At 36.6% G+C, this 13,454-nt stretch carries 12 protein-coding genes; 5 read left to right on the top strand and 7 right to left on the bottom strand.

Annotated elements, in window-relative coordinates; genetic code table 11:
• The first annotated feature begins 8 nt into the window (after window positions 1-8).
• Window positions 9-503, top strand: a complete 495-nt coding sequence (locus tag B6A32_RS03550) for a hypothetical protein (protein ID WP_233131308.1) — start codon at window positions 9-11, stop codon at window positions 501-503.
• A 468-nt stretch (window positions 504-971) separates the two neighbouring features.
• Here B6A32_RS03550 and B6A32_RS03545 read toward each other — a convergent pair whose 3' ends face one another.
• Both B6A32_RS03545 and gshA read right to left on the bottom strand, forming a co-directional pair.
• Window positions 972-1,595 carry a transglycosylase SLT domain-containing protein gene (locus B6A32_RS03545; protein WP_085301323.1) on the bottom strand — a complete coding sequence of 208 codons (624 nt, stop codon included), beginning with the start codon at window positions 1,593-1,595 and terminating at the stop codon, window positions 972-974.
• Between the two features lie 575 nt (window positions 1,596-2,170).
• Window positions 2,171-3,739: a glutamate--cysteine ligase gene (gshA, locus tag B6A32_RS03540; protein WP_101685881.1), complete on the bottom strand. Its 1,569-nt coding sequence runs from the start codon at window positions 3,737-3,739 to the stop codon at window positions 2,171-2,173.
• Window positions 3,740-4,101: 362 nt separating this feature from the next.
• On the opposite strand from gshA, the gene B6A32_RS03535 reads away from it, so the two are divergent.
• Window positions 4,102-5,469, top strand: coding sequence for a Na+/H+ antiporter NhaC family protein (locus tag B6A32_RS03535; RefSeq protein WP_233131307.1), 1,368 nt, complete (start codon window positions 4,102-4,104; stop codon window positions 5,467-5,469).
• Window positions 5,469-6,173, top strand: a complete 705-nt coding sequence (locus B6A32_RS03530) for a TIGR01621 family pseudouridine synthase (protein ID WP_085301322.1) — start codon at window positions 5,469-5,471, stop codon at window positions 6,171-6,173. The genes B6A32_RS03535 and B6A32_RS03530 overlap by 1 nt, the downstream gene beginning before the upstream one ends.
• A gap of 125 nt (window positions 6,174-6,298) precedes the next feature.
• Here the strand turns inward: B6A32_RS03530 and B6A32_RS03525 are convergent, their stop codons facing one another.
• Together B6A32_RS03525 and B6A32_RS03520 are read right to left on the bottom strand one after the other, a co-directional pair.
• On the bottom strand, window positions 6,299-7,645 hold the full coding sequence (locus B6A32_RS03525) for a sodium-dependent transporter (protein WP_085301321.1): 1,347 nt from the start codon (window positions 7,643-7,645) through the stop codon (window positions 6,299-6,301).
• A gap of 267 nt (window positions 7,646-7,912) precedes the next feature.
• Window positions 7,913-8,395 (bottom strand): YajQ family cyclic di-GMP-binding protein, encoded by a 483-nt coding sequence (locus tag B6A32_RS03520; protein WP_085301320.1) that lies wholly within the window; start codon window positions 8,393-8,395, stop codon window positions 7,913-7,915.
• A 178-nt stretch (window positions 8,396-8,573) separates the two neighbouring features.
• Between B6A32_RS03520 and B6A32_RS03515 the strand changes: the two genes are divergently transcribed.
• Both B6A32_RS03515 and B6A32_RS03510 read left to right on the top strand, forming a co-directional pair.
• Window positions 8,574-8,954, top strand: a complete 381-nt coding sequence (locus B6A32_RS03515) for a VanZ family protein (protein ID WP_085301319.1) — start codon at window positions 8,574-8,576, stop codon at window positions 8,952-8,954.
• Window positions 8,954-9,856 carry a ketopantoate reductase family protein gene (locus B6A32_RS03510; RefSeq protein WP_085301318.1) on the top strand — a complete coding sequence of 301 codons (903 nt, stop codon included), beginning with the start codon at window positions 8,954-8,956 and terminating at the stop codon, window positions 9,854-9,856. Before B6A32_RS03515 ends, B6A32_RS03510 begins: the two co-directional genes overlap by 1 nt.
• A gap of 85 nt (window positions 9,857-9,941) precedes the next feature.
• Here the strand turns inward: B6A32_RS03510 and thiI are convergent, their stop codons facing one another.
• The 3 genes from thiI to pomA form a co-directional block, all read right to left on the bottom strand.
• Window positions 9,942-11,396: a tRNA uracil 4-sulfurtransferase ThiI gene (thiI, locus tag B6A32_RS03505; protein ID WP_085301317.1), complete on the bottom strand. Its 1,455-nt coding sequence runs from the start codon at window positions 11,394-11,396 to the stop codon at window positions 9,942-9,944.
• A 238-nt stretch (window positions 11,397-11,634) separates the two neighbouring features.
• On the bottom strand, window positions 11,635-12,570 hold the full coding sequence (locus B6A32_RS03500) for a flagellar motor protein MotB (RefSeq protein ID WP_085301316.1): 936 nt from the start codon (window positions 12,568-12,570) through the stop codon (window positions 11,635-11,637).
• A gap of 12 nt (window positions 12,571-12,582) precedes the next feature.
• The gene (pomA, locus tag B6A32_RS03495; protein WP_085301315.1) at window positions 12,583-13,347 is read right to left on the bottom strand and encodes a flagellar motor protein PomA; all 765 of its coding nucleotides are present in this window, start codon (window positions 13,345-13,347) and stop codon (window positions 12,583-12,585) included.
• Window positions 13,348-13,454 lie beyond the last annotated feature (107 nt).

Here is a 13,454-nt window from a genome sequence, read left to right as displayed (position 1 = left end):
TAAATATTTTGAAAATTTTCACTAGTACAATTTTATCTTTATCTTTATCTTTAAATGCTATTGCAGAAGAAAATAGCGAGCAGCGATACTCTCTTGGCCTTGGTTTTGGCTCTGCCTATAGTGGTGTAGGTGCAAATTTCGCTTCCATTTCTCAACATGAGATGAAATACATTTCTGCTGGGTGTACTAAAATTAGTTCTAGCCATAGTTCGACATGCGGCTTTGGATTAGGATGGATTAAAACAGACCTATTCGACGTCGATAATGATAAGCACGGAATTGGTATTTATATCGGCAAAGTAGATGAAGAAACTGAAGCTATTTATAATCAAGACATATATACAACTAAGAAACAAGATGTTTACGGCGCAGGGATAAGTTATACATACTTTAAAGACGGATTATTAGCGTCTGATTTAAACTATGGCGTATCTTTTCATGTAACTAATGCTGAATATGATGACAATCATGGCTGGTACTTCCAACTTGGCTACCAATTCTAAAGCAGCCTCAATTTTATAATGCATTTGATTAAAAACTTTAACTAAATAGGCAGCAATGATGAAAACTCTATCAGTGATGGTAAGAATGAGTATTTTAATACTTTTAATATCCGGTTGCTCGACAACGCCTCCAACAATAGAAAGTTTTTTAGATACAGCTATAACGTCACTTATTACAGGTAAAAAGATATCTTATGGCAATGAAGCCACATGTAATCAGTTCAAATCTTCGTGTGGGAGCGATTATAAGCAGTGGACTAGAAATAATAAAATAGCATGTTCTTGCAAGTAACCGTTTGTTCGGGGAAAGCTTAAGTCAATATTTTCTCAGCGATTAGTTTTTTCGTTTAAGCGGAACTTAATCACAAAATCGCAGACATTGGGTACACAAGCAAGGCTAGGACAACAAAGGAGTATGAGAATTATTCAGAGGTTAAGCAATATCGTTAACCTCTGATATTTGATTAACTAGTCACCGAAAAACAAGCGCCATAACCAACTATGATTTAATTCTTCTTCACAGCTTTTAAGCTGGCTACCGTAACGCTTAGCACGATTATCAACCTTTCTTGCCACTTTAACTAGCCAAGCCTTTTTCTTATAACTTTTGCGCTTATAGCCGCCCCAGCCTTCGTGATAATTTAAGTATTGGCTATAGGCGTCCCATTTAGATACTTTATTAATCTTTTGAGTTTTAAAAATAAACCACCCCATAAAATCCATGGCATCGTCAAAGTCATCACGATCAGCACCAGAATTATCTGTTTCTCTGATGTAATCTTCCCAAGTCATGGTTTTTGCCTGTGAATAACCATAAGCCGTGCTTACACGGCCCCAAGGAATAAACCCCAACAGATAGTCTCTTGGAGGCAAAGCACCGGCTTTAAATGAGCTTTCTTGATACATCATACTCATAGGAACATGGATAGGAACTCCCCAACGCTCACGCATGTCTTTTGCAGCGAAGTACCAACCTCGGTGTTCACGAAATATTTCACAAAGGTTTTCAGGATTTTTGGGCGGGCTAGTTGCACAACTCGATAAAGTTATACAAGCTAAAGCAGAAATAAATAATGTTTTGAAAAAAGTCATGAATGCTGACACTTAGAGTTGAGTTAACAATATCATGCCAGAATATTTCAAGGTTTTCAGGTTAAAGTCATCATATATTTCACTTTTATTCTTTAAGTGTTTAAAGATAAGTTTAAATATATTTATATAATCAGTCTTATTTTATTAAATTAAACTAACTCATTTGAGTTAATTTAAATATTTTCAATGTTATTTCTTCTATACGCTAAATCTAGCATGGCGAGTAAAATAAAACTTTTCCTTAAGTAGATTGATAACGGGTAATATCTGGCTTGTTATTAGATAACCAAGAGTTAGGTATAGATAGGTATAGATAGGTGCGCTTTAATTAACAGCTTTCTGTATAAGCATCTATTAGAAAATAAAAGCGATAATTAACAATAAATTTTAATTGAACGATAAGTGAACTATTGAGAATTCCAGTGGTCCTAACTTATGAAAGCTAAACCTCCCTGGACTGCTTTCTTATTATTTACAGCGCGTTACCTTAACGCGCTATTTTTTTGCCTAAAATTTGAAAAAATATATTCTTGATCTTTAAAGTGAATGTATTGCCTAAATTAGCGATACATTATTTAAGCAAAGTAATCTTGAAGAAAAGTGTCAAAATCTACCTTGTCACTTTGTTCTATTTCCAACTGTTTTTGCAATGAGGTAGCCACTGTGTCGCTAAAATATTGTGCATTAAACGCTTGGTAGTCATTGGCTAATAGCTGTTGGCGGTAGTTTGTTGCTTTCGCTAATGCCATTTTCGTTAATGATTGATTTTCATCAACAATGGCAGATAATATTTTTGCCGATGGGGTTAGTTTCGAGTGAGTTATTTTTTCGGCTTCACAATTAAGTGCATTCATATAGCGTTTACTTTGATTCGCTTCATCTAGTAGATCTGCAACTTTAGTCATTTTAGCAAATAGCTCACCGCCCCATTGTTGTACTGATTTATCTTGCTCACCATCACGTAACAATAATTGTGGGTCACGGCCTCGCACAACAACTTCATCCATATTTTCCTCACAGATCCCCTGTTCGTTACAGCTCAAAGTAGGGCTATTTTCTAACATACAGAACGTCAGGAAAATATCTAAGAATCGAATTTGTTCAACGCTGATACCTGTTGCCGAATCGGGGTTAACATCAAGCGCTCGCACTTCTATGTATTCTACGCCTCGATTTTTTAACGCTTCAGATGGTTTTTCACCTGGTTTAGCAACACACTTTGGGCGTACTGGTGCGTATAACTCGTTTTCAATTTGTAATACGTTACTATTTAGCTGTTGGTATTTACCGTCTACTTTAATGCCAATTTTCTCGAATTTCTTCGACGGTAAGTTAATCGCGTTTTTCACACCATCTAAATACCCCGATAAATTGTTATAGCAAATTTGTAACGATGATTGTTCGCTATTAGTATAACCTAAGTCACTCATTCTTAATGACGTTGCATGCTCAAGGTACATGTAGCCTTTTTCAGACTTTTTAAACGGTAAGTCGGTCGGTTTGTTCTTTAAAAAGGAGCTGCAAATAGCAGGTGAACTGCCATACAAATAGGGAATCAACCAACAAAATCGTTTATAGTTTCTGAGCAAGGAAAAATATTTATCAGAAATATAGTCATCAAGGTTATCAGTGTTTTTTTCTATCGTTTGCATCGACTGAAAGAAGCTACGTGGAAAAGAAAAATTAAAATGAATACCCGAAATAACTTGCATCATACTGCCATAACGGTTTTTCAATCCTTGTCGATAAACCGTTTTCATTTTACCAATATTGGATTTTCCAAACTGCGCTAAAGGTATTTTGTCATCGTCTTCAACAAAACATGGCATACTCATTGGCCATAACAATTCACCGTCAAGTTGGCTTAAGGTGAATTTTTGTACATCTTCTAGCTGTGCGATTGCCATTTCAGGTACTTGGCTAACAGGCGTAATAAATTCAAGCAAGGTTTCTGAATAATCGGTAGTTATATTCGGGTGTGTTAAAGCAGAGCCGATAAGTACACTGTGTTCGCGATCAGATAAACGCCCTTGTGGCAGCACTCGTAGTGCTTCGCGTTCTATGCCTCGACCAAATTGGCTAAAACTGGATAAGTGCTCAAATTGAGAGAAAGCCGAGATATATTCGTTTAATGATAAAGTCAAAATAATTCCTGATGCGAAACGCCAGTGAGTAACCAACTATTTAAGGGTGAAAAATCAATTTTTCAATGCCTACAATGATTTATTATTGTCTATTTATGCAAAAGCACAAACCAAAACAAAACACTTTAATATTAACATAAAAATGTAGACCGACTGTTACAGCATGTTATTGCATAAATATGAAAATATTGATTGTTCTGCAATAGCTTGATGTTTTATTTTATATTAACGGCAGCTGCTATGCGCAGTTAACCATGGTGTTTCATATTACATATACATCCACTAAAGTTATCATAAATATTAATTTTTTACGTTATAATCGTCTGCACACCCAAATTCTAAAATAATAATAAAGGTTTACTATGCAAGATATGCAAGACAGCGCTTTCAGTTTACTTCCTCCCTTAGTTGCTATTGTTATTGCTATCTGGCGAAGAAATGCACTTTTTGCCCTGCTCTGTGGCGTAATGCTTTGTTATTTAATGGTCGTAAATGGCAATCCTATAAATGGGTTAACCGAAACAGTTTTTGGTATTGGCGGTGTTTTCTCATCGGTAGGTAACGTTTACATTATTAGTTTCAGTTTATTGATTGGGGCTTTAGTTACATTAATGAATCAATCGGGCGCGGTGAACGGCTTTATTAATCATCTTGCTTCGCTAAATTTGGTTAAAAATAGTCGACAAGCCAGTATTTTACCTACCGTTATTGGTACTACTATATTTACCGATACCAATTTAAGTATGTTTACCGCAGGGATGGCGAGTCAAAAACTATTTGATCAACATCGTCTTAGCCGAGCTAGGTTAGCTTATCTAATTGATTCAACCTGTGCTCCAATCAGTATTTTATTTTTAATTAATGGTTGGGGTGCTTATGTTTTGGGTTTGTTAGATGGTTATTCATTTAATGACCCTGTCGGTATTTTAATTGGTACTATTGGCTATAACTTCTACGCGATTATTGCCGTAGTTCTTGCTTATTACACTGCATTTAGTGGGCGAGTTTTTGGACCATTAAAACACGCAGAATCTGTAATTAAAGATGAACAAAAAACGACAGTTGAGCATGTTGCCCCCGCGCATATCATGTGGATTCCGATGTTAACACTACTTATTGGTACCTTTATTTTCCTGTGGTTTACCGGTAACGGTGATATTCGTCGAGGCTCAGGTGCTTTTTCTGTATTTTGGTCAGAAGTTATCGCCCTCGCGCTTTTAGTTATATTAATTATGCGCAATAAGTTAATGTCACTTTCGGTAGTATTTAAAACTATGATTACCGGCATTAAGTACATGTCGCCAGCCGTGGCAATTTTAGTGCTTTCATTTGCATTTGGCGATGCAATAAAGGCATTAGGTACTGGCGTTTATGTTAGCCAATTAATAAATGTTGAAGTACCTTTATATTTAATAGCGCCAATTCTGTTCATTGCTGCAGCGGTTATGGCTTTTGCAACGGGCACATCATGGGGCACGTTTGCAATACTTATTCCTATCGCTGTACCTATTGCGCAGCAAAGTGGTTTGCCAATTGAGTTTTTAGTTGCTGCTGTGCTAGGCGGTGGTATATTTGGCGACCATGCATCACCTATTTCAGACACTACCGTGGTAGCGTCAATTGCCAGTGGTTGTGATCACTTTGAACATGTAAAAACACAATTACCTTACGCGTTATTTGGTGGGGTTTTAACCTTATTTATTTATATTCTTATCGGTTTGAGCTTTTAATGACAGAGCACCGATTAACCATTATAGATAACCAAGCTGACTTCCTTATTATTAACAAGCCTCAGGGCATGGGCTTTCATGATGAAGACCTGATCGGCAGTGGTTTTTTCTCGACAATAAAAGCCCAGCTCAAGCGTCAGCTTTTACTTACCGAACTTTATCCTGTTCATCGATTAGATAAAATGACCTCAGGACTTATTATTGTTGCAAAAAATAGTACAACAGCCAGAGCTTTTCAGCAGATGTTTGAACAGCATCAAGTTGAAAAATATTATCTTGCTATTGCTGAAGGTAAGCCGAAAAAAAAACAAGGCTTAATAAAGGGCGATATGGAAAAAAGTCGCAGAGGTATGTGGAAGCTATTAAGGAGCATGAATAATCCTGCAATAAGTCAGTTTCTATCTTTCGCGAATATACCAAAACAAAGGCTTTATTTAATTAAACCTCATTCGGGAAAAACCCATCAAATTAGAGTGGCATTGAACAGCATAGGCGTACCAATTTTAGGCGACCCACTTTACAGTACAGGTAAAAAATCAGATCGCGGTTATTTACACGCTTTTGCTTTAAAATTTAGTTTAAATAATGAACAGTTTCAGTATTGTATTGCCCCCAACACAGGTGACTATTTCACTTGTGACAGTACAAAAGAGACTATCAGTAAGATAACTCCCCCCTGGAATATTAGTTGGCCTAAGATATAAGGCACATTGAAATAATTAAATTTTATTATAAAAAAAGAGAGCATTTAAGCTCTCTTTTGCTATTTAAACTTGTTTGTTATTAGTGGCAAACTTTCAATTAATAACCTATTTCAAACAAACTAATTTTATAATGAATGCCAGAAAACAATGCCGATAGCCGTTGGACAAACAAATTTAGTATACCAAGGCCAAATTTTCCAAAATAAGGAGTGTTCAACCATATCATTACCTTGCTTTAATTCAGTTAAAATGTCGTTTCTAAACCAAATCCATCCGACAAACACACAACACAACATCGCAATTAATGGTTGACCATAAACAGTCGAAATTGAAATCGCCAAACCAAACAAAGTATCAAAATTTAAAACAATTAAGGTGCTTAAAATAAAGATACCTAAACCAATAAAAGTAGTCGCTTTCTTACGTTCAACCTTGTGTCGCTCTACGACAAAAGAAACCGGTCCTTCTAACATTGAAATACTAGAAGTTAATGCGGCAATAGACATTAAAACAAAGAAGCCAAAACCAACAAATAACCCTATAGCTCCCATACCTTCAAATAAAGTTGGTAACACATCAAACACTAAATTAGGTCCAGATATTAATCCACCATTCGCATCAAAAATAGCAACACCTTGTGCCTGTGCAACATACATAGATGGGATAATTAATAAGCCAGCTAAAAAGGCGATTGAAACATCAATTAAGGTAACTTGCGCGCCAAGTGACACTAGATTTTCTTTTTTGGAAATATATGAGCCGTAAATTACCATCACGCTGGTACCTAACGACAATGAAAAGAAAGCCTGTCCTAGTGCGCTTATTAATAAATCAGGTTCAAATACTCGTGAAATATCAGGATTTAAATACGCTGAAAAACCTTCGCTTGAGCCTTCCAAAGTAAAAACATAAAAAATTAATAAAATTAGTAAGCCGATTAACATCGGCATTAAGCGCTTTGACCATTTCTCAATTCCTTGCTCAACACCACGGCGAATGATAGATATAGTCAGTAGCATAAATAACGCGGTAAAAATCAAATTACGCGCTATAGATTGTGATGTTAGCCAGCTTGATGTTTCATTAAAGCCTAATAATGAAGTAACAGGCTCAATTGCAAATGACATCATCCAACCAGCTAAAATACCATAAAAGCTTAAAATTATTGCTGCACATATAATACCGCCAAAGCCGACAATAAAGGCAAAACGTTTATGGAAAATATTTCGCGATATTTTTTGTAGTGACGTTACCGCGTTCGCTTGGCCATATCGGCCAATGAGCAACTCAGCCATAAAAGCAGGATACGCTAGACAAAATGCCAGCACCAAATAAACCAGAACAAATGCGGCACCGCCGTTACTTGCTGTTTGTGTTGGAAAACCCCATATATTACCTAACCCTACGGCAGAACCCGCAGCAGCCATAATAAAACCTATACGAGAACTGAACGCACCTCTAGAAGCAGCCATTTAAAATCATCATTATTATTATTGAATAAGTTAATTTACTTTTTCTATTAAGAAAAAAACAGCGTTTATTGGCAAAAATCACCTCAAAAGTACTTTTAATGAACATTTACTCCGTAAAGAATTCATTACTGGTTAAATTACAGTCAAATCATCGGTGATACTTCACAGAATAATACGGAAAGTTTTTGATCTTAAATGTTAAGCAAAAAAAAAGAGACCGAAGCCTCTTTTCGTTATAATAATGAACTGCACTAAATCGTAGGCGAGTTAGTCTTTAAAGTTATTAAATTGAAAAGATTGCTCTAACTCAGTCTCTCTTAATAACTGCATTACAGCTTGCAGGTCGTCACGTTTTTTTCCGGCAACTCGAACTTGCTCACCTTGAATTGACGCTTGCACTTTTAACTTACTGTCTTTGATCAATTTAACTACTTTTTTAGCAACCGGTTGCTCAATACCTTCTTTAAAAGTTGCTACTTGGCTAAAGTTTCGACCTGAGCTTTCCATTTTTTCTAAGGTTAATGCTTTTGCATCAACATTGCGTTTAACCAATTGCCCGCGCAATACATCAGCCATTTGCTTTAAGCGTTGCTCTGAATCACCTTTCATGGTTACTTTTGGGCTTTTCCATTCAAAGCTTGCTGCAACACCACGAAAATCGTAACGTGTCGCAAGTTCACGAGTAGAATTGTCAGTCGCGTTTTTTACTTCTTCCAAATTAATTTCGGAAACAATATCCATTGAAGGCATGATAGTTCTCTAGCTAAAAAAATTAGTGATATATTATCAATTAATTAAATTTAATTCCATTGACGATCTTTGCTATAAATTAAGTTTAATAAAAGTAATTTATTTTGTGTGGTTGAACAGTGATAGTTTTCGGTGCTTAGCCCTGATATGATGAATCTTATCTAATTTTTAAAGTTAAATGACTAACACCTCAATGAAAAGTCGCTATCATTTATCCATTCTCGCTATTATCGTTATACTGTTCTTCTGCCTTTACTTTAGCTCAGCCGATTTCAGACGAATAGCTTTTCGCAGTGCCGAAATTGATTCTATTGGCCATATTATTAGCTTTTTTTGTTTAACTTGGGTACTACATAGCATATTGAAATTACCACTATTAAATACCATGCTAACCGTGGCATTTTATGGTGTACTAACTGAGTTAGGGCAATATTACTTAGGCTTTCGTAGTGCACAAGTCAGTGACTTTATTGCTGATTTAATCGGTATTGGCTTGTTTGCTATTATTCGATGGTCAATTCTTATGTACCGTAATCGCTCTAGTCAAAGATCAGGTTAATGAATATTGTTGTTATTGGCCAAGGTGCTATTGGGCTTCTCTGGTATCATCATTTAGTTCAATCTACAGATAACCGGGTTAGTTTAAGCTGCTCTTCTAGTATTTCCTCAGCGCCTACATATTACGAATTTACTGATATTGAGCAACTGTATGGCCGCTTTGCATTAAATGTAGCGGATGAAATAGCGTTTGCTAAAGCTGACGTAATATTACTGTGTGTAAAGTCATACCAAGTCAATGCTGCTATTGAAGCGTTAAAAAATAAAATACCTACCAATGCCGTGATAGTTTTTTGTCATAATGGCTTAGGTGCCTTCAATGATTTTTCTACCCTAAAGCACACCTGTTTAGCGCTACTAACAACACATGGCTGTAAAATAAAGCACCCTTTTCATGCACAACATACTGGCTTGGGACAAAGTGACTTAGGGCTTATATATGGCAATATTTCAAACTCGGCGCTTAATGAAATAACGACGGTATTCAATAATAGCTTGCCAACGGTAACCTCTAGCGATGCCATAAAAGAAAAACAATGGCTTAAGTTAGCCATTAATTGTGTGATTAACCCCATAACAGCATTAGAAAACGTTGATAATGGTGAATTACTCAATGATAAGTTTCAAAGACAAATAGCAGCATTAATTCACGAAATTATAGCGGTTGCCGCCTTTGAAAACATAAGGTTTACATTTGATGACTTGCTAAAAAAAATACTCACTGTCGCAGAAAAAACAGCGAGAAATAGCTCATCAATGCGCAGCGATATTTTGCAAAAACGAAAAACTGAAGTTGACTATATTAATGGCTACGTTGTCGCTGTTGCGAATAAAATGGCATTTTTGGTGCCTGAAAATGAAAAACTGCTACAACAAATTAAAGCACTAGAAATAATGAAGTGATCGGTAAATAGCAAGTATAAAAAAACCCTTAAATTGTTATTTAAGGGTTTTAATTTTTCGTTATGCGTTGCGTTAACTTGAAAACTTAAGGGCGATAAACTTTTACATTAGTAAAACCTGCGCCTAATAAATATAGCGCTTGTAGTTTACTCATAACACCTTGGTCGCAATATAATAAGTAGTCTTTAGATTTGTCTAAGTCACCAAATTGCGTTGATAACTTGTAAAATGGTATATGCAATATTTCTACATCATCTAGCGCTAAAGGGTTTTCATCTTCTTCTTCAGGGCTGCGAATGTCGAGCACTATAGCGTTGTCAGGAATATTATCAAGCGTGTCTACCGCATGAATTTCTTCTTCGCTTTCTTTACCAATATCACGAATATCATAAATACGCGCGTCTTCAATGACTTTGTCTAAAATTGAAAAATCAAAATTAGCTTCTTCCGCTTCTACTTTAGATAAAACCGCTTTAACTGTCGGTTTTTTAGAAATAACACCACAATATTCAGGAATAGTTTTGGCAAAATCTTCCGTACCAATTTTACGGGCAATATCAATAATATCTTGTTTATCGTAAGCCGCTAATGGTCTAAGAATTAAGGTTTCGGTAACACGGTCAATAACATTTAAGTTAGTCAGTGTTTGGCTCGATACTTGCCCAACGGCCTCGCCTGTCACTAATGCTTGAATGCCCATTTTGTTGGCAATTTTTTCTGCAGCACGCATCATCATGCGCTTAAGCACAACGCCCATTAAACCATTTTCAATATTTTCTAATATTTCTTCTACTACAGGTTCGAAATCAACGGCAAAAAACTTAACACGATGCGACGCGCCAAATTTATTCCATAAGTAGTAACTTACTTGTTTAACACCAACTTCGTGCGCTGCACCACCTAAGTTAAAGAAACAATAATGTGTACGAGCACCTTTTTTGATCATTTGATAACTGGCAACACCAGAATCAAAACCACCCGACATCAAAGACAACACATCTTCTTGGGTAGCGATAGGAAAACCGCCCATACCTTTATGGCGTTCGGTAACGATAAATAAATTTTCATTTTTAATTTCAAGGTGTACGGTGAAATCAGGCTTTGATAGTTTTACACTCGCCGACTCTACAAGTTGGTTTAAACCGCCGCCGACATATTGTTCAGCTTTTATCGAGTTAAACTCGTGTTTGCCTGTTCGTTTTACACGTACACAGAAAGTTTTATTTTCAATGTTTTTTGCATGTACCGCTGCTGTTTTTTCATAAATATCATGCAAATCAGTAAAGTTCGTTTGTTGCACTTCAAGAAACATTGGAATGCCAGGGATCGACTTTAGTGTATCGATTAATTTTAAGCGATTTTCTGGCGTATTATTAGCAGTGTTAACTTCGATGTTATCCCAGTTCATGCGTGTTGTTACTTGGTCATCAACACGACGTAAAACGTTTTTCACACTCGACTCTAAAATCTTAGTAAAACGCTTTCGTACCGGACGGCTTTTAATCGTAATTTCAGCCTGTAATTTAACAATAAATTTCATTAACAATAATACCCACACTTAGAATGGCGCGCATTATATACCCGATCGACTGTAATTTGCAAAAGTTCAGCACATGGCGTAGTTGACAAATGTTAGTGAAATAAAAGCTCAATATAGATAAATAGTTAGGGCTTTAAATGAGTATTATTGGGCTTTGGGTATAAAAAAGGAGCACACTTTTTGTGCTCCTTGGCATAAAGATTAATAGCTAATGTTATTTAACATTACTATCGAATAACTATCGAATAGATATTGGGTCAGTTTCTTTTGCTTTACCTTGATTAATGGCAATTTCAACACGTCGGTTTAATCGTCGATTTAATCGAGTAGTGTTAGGCACTAAAGGCCGAGTGTCGGCATGACCTACAACAAGTAACCTCGATTGATCAAAACCCGGTACTTTAATGATTTCATGCGCAATAGCGACCGCACGTTTACTTGATAAATCCCAATTTGACGTAAAGAGTTCAGAGCTTATACCTTGGTTATCAGTATTACCTGAAATCATTATCTCACCTGGAACAGTATTTAATAACAGGCCAATTTCTCGCATAATAGGCTTAAACTGTGGCTGTAGAAACGCAGAGCCCGATGGAAATGAGCCATTTTCGCGAATACGAATAATCACTTGTTGACCTAACGACTCCAACTCAATAGCACCGTCTTGAATTTGTTGCTCTAGTTGCTCGGCTATTTTCTTCACAAGTTCATTCACTTCTTCTTGTGATGCTTGCTCTATTGCATCTTTTGCCTGCTGAATAGCCTCTTGCGACATTGCATCTGCCGTGCTTTGTGATTGCCCACCACGTTCAGCACCACGTTGCTCTTGTCTACCGCCCGCTTCAGTTTCATCACCCGCCTGAAATTCCAACATTTGTTGCGTCATTTCCATGGTTTGCTGTTGAATAACTTCAATCGGTGTTGGTTCCGGCTTGCCTGGTCGAAATTCTTGCGCGATTATGCTCGTGCCCTTAGGAATATCTTTTACTTCAATTTTGTTTTGCACACCAAAGGCAAACTTCATCGAGCCAGCAATTTGCTTAAACTTTAAAACGTCCATTTCTGAAAATGACAAAAGCAACACGAAAAAACACATCAGCAGCGACATTAAATCAGCAAATGTGCCCATCCATGCCGGTAACCCAGGAGGTGGACATTTACATTTATCGGCCATAATTAACTCCTGCTATTCTTCAGTGGTATTAACAGCACGCTTACCTTCAGCAAGGTAATTTTTTAATAAACCTTCAATAACTCGCGGATTTTGACCATCTTGAATACCTAGAACAGCATCTAGTACTAATTCTTGGTTCATTTTTTCTTCCGCTAAACGTAACTTCAACTTGGCAGCAATCGGTATCGCAATAACGTTAGCTAAAAATGCGCCATATAAAGTAGTTAAAAGCGCTACCGCCATCGCTGGTCCAATGGCTTTAGGATCATCCATATTCGATAACATGGCAACTAAACCAATTAAAGTACCTATCATACCCATTGCAGGAGCAACATCGGCTAATGCCATCATCATATTAGAGCCGGTTTCATGTCGTTCGGTCGTTAGGTCGATATCTTTTTGCATCGTAGCTCGAACTACATCTGCATCGTGGCCATCAACCAACATATCAACACCTTTTTGCATAAAAGCGTTCGATATTTCAGCTTCTTCTAATGCCAAAAAACCACCTTTTCGTGCCGCATCAGCCATTTCAACTGATTTTTCAATTAGCTCTTCAGGTGATTCCAGCTTAAACATAAAAGATTTGCCGATAATTTTTCCAATACCGAAAAACTGACCTAAGTTATAATTTGATAAAACAACAAAAATTGAACCACCAAATACGATGATCACCGACTGAGCATCCATAAACATGCCAATGTCACCAGCGAGTAACATTGCCATAATCAGTAAGCCTATTGCACCGACTATGCCTATTAACGTTGCTAAATCCACAAATGCCTCCGAAAAGTTTCTTAACTATATTTTTACCAAATGGTATTTCTTGTTTGATAATACCTGATGAATAGGTCTTACGCGAATACTTATAGTCTTAGTTATAG

Origin of the sequence: Colwellia polaris (assembly GCF_002104515.1) — a bacterium.
In the GTDB taxonomy this organism is placed as follows: domain Bacteria; phylum Pseudomonadota; class Gammaproteobacteria; order Enterobacterales; family Alteromonadaceae; genus Cognaticolwellia; species Cognaticolwellia polaris.
This window is presented reverse-complemented; position numbering and strand designations above follow the sequence as displayed.